Source organism: Mesorhizobium sp. M7A.F.Ca.CA.002.05.1.1 (genome assembly GCF_003998335.1).
Classification (GTDB): Bacteria; Pseudomonadota; Alphaproteobacteria; order Rhizobiales; family Rhizobiaceae; genus Mesorhizobium.
This window is the reverse complement of record NZ_RZQI01000272.1, coordinates 5,228-6,668: the sequence shown is the minus strand read 5'-3', so window position 1 is coordinate 6,668 and position 1,441 is coordinate 5,228. Positions and strand designations below refer to the sequence as shown.

The following is a 1,441-nucleotide window of genomic DNA, read 5'->3' as shown; positions in this document are numbered from 1 at the left end:
GGCAAGAGGCGATCACCGCGATCGGCGCCGCCAACGCCGCCGTCGATGACGTCTTTTCGGGCCGCGCCGACAACGTCTTCGTCGCCGCCCGGCCGCCCGGCCATCATGCCGAAAAGACCACGGCCATGGGCTTCTGCCTGTTCAACACGGCGGCGATCGCGGCGCGTTATGCGCAGAAGAAACACGGTGTCGAACGCGTTGCCATCGTCGACTGGGACGTGCATCACGGCAATGGCACGCAGGACATTTTCTGGGACGATCCGTCGGTGCTCTATTGCTCGACACACCAGATGCCGCTTTATCCCGGCACCGGAGCGAAGAACGAAACGGGCGCCGGCAACATCGTCAACGCGCCGCTGGCGCCGCAGACTGGCAGCGAGGTGTTTCGCGATGCCTTCCTGTCGCGCGTCCTGCCCGCGCTCGACAATTTCGCGCCCGACCTGATTATCATTTCGGCGGGGTTCGACGCGCACCACCGCGATCCGCTGGCCGAGATCAATCTGACCGAGGATGATTTCGATTGGGCGACCGGCCAACTGATGCAGCGCGCGGCACGCCACAGCGGCAACCGGCTCGTCAGCCTGCTCGAGGGCGGCTACGATCTGCAGGGATTGGCATTTTCGGTCGCCGCCCATGTCGGGCGACTGATGAAAGGATGAATGATGGCCGATGAGACCAACGAAGACGTCAAGGCGATGAGCTTCGAGCAGGCACTCGATGCGCTGGAGAAGATCGTCGATGATCTGGAGCGTGGCGACGTGCCGCTCGACCAGTCGATCAAGATCTATGAACGTGGCGAGGCGCTGAAGGCGCATTGCGACCGGCTGCTGAAGGCCGCCGAGGACAAGGTCGAGAAGATCAGGCTGTCGCGCGACGGCAAGCCGGTCGGAACGGAGCCGCTCGACGCGGATTGAGGCCCGGTCCGAACATAGGCTCGCCTCACCGGTTTTTGGACATGATCATGATCGAGGATATAACTCGTCCCGATTGAAACAGCTCAAGGACAAGAGGAGATACGGAAGCGATGTGCAGAAACATCAAGACCCTGTTCAATTTTGATCCGCCGGCAACCCCTGACGAGGTGCGCGACGCGGCTCTTCAGTTCGTCCGCAAGCTGAGCGGAACGACGCGACCCTCGAAGCAGAACCAGCACGCCTTCGACCATGCCGTCGAAGCCATCGCGGCCTCGGCGCGCGAACTGCTCGATTCCCTGGAAACCCATCAGCATCCGCGTAATCGCGAAGAGGTGGCGGCCAAGCTGCGGGCAAAGGCGGCGATCCGCTTTGCCTGACGCGGCCAGGCGGCCTTCGACGGCCGACAAGGAGAGTCCATGAGCTTCTTCCCCGGGAAAGACCCTGAGGCAGGCGACGCCTTTGCCAGCGACCAGATCGAATTGATGGTCATTCCGAACGCCAAGGACATCGGCGGCTTTCAGGTGCGC

At 62.6% G+C, this 1,441-nt stretch carries 3 protein-coding genes and 1 pseudogene; all 4 read left to right on the top strand.

What is annotated here, in order from left to right:
• The coding region (locus EN939_RS15695; protein ID WP_164751011.1) for a histone deacetylase family protein at positions 1–659 on the top strand (659 nt) is incomplete at its 5' end.
• Positions 660–662: 3 nt separating this feature from the next.
• The gene (locus EN939_RS15690; protein ID WP_127268720.1) at positions 663–914 is read left to right on the top strand and encodes an exodeoxyribonuclease VII small subunit; all 252 of its coding nucleotides are present in this window, start codon (positions 663–665) and stop codon (positions 912–914) included.
• Positions 915–1,024: 110 nt separating this feature from the next.
• A complete protein-coding gene (locus EN939_RS15685; RefSeq protein ID WP_127268719.1) occupies positions 1,025–1,291 on the top strand; it encodes a DUF2277 domain-containing protein in 267 nt (88 codons plus the stop codon).
• Between the two features lie 39 nt (positions 1,292–1,330).
• Positions 1,331–1,441: pseudogene (locus tag EN939_RS40050) on the top strand (pirin family protein); the annotation flags it as partial.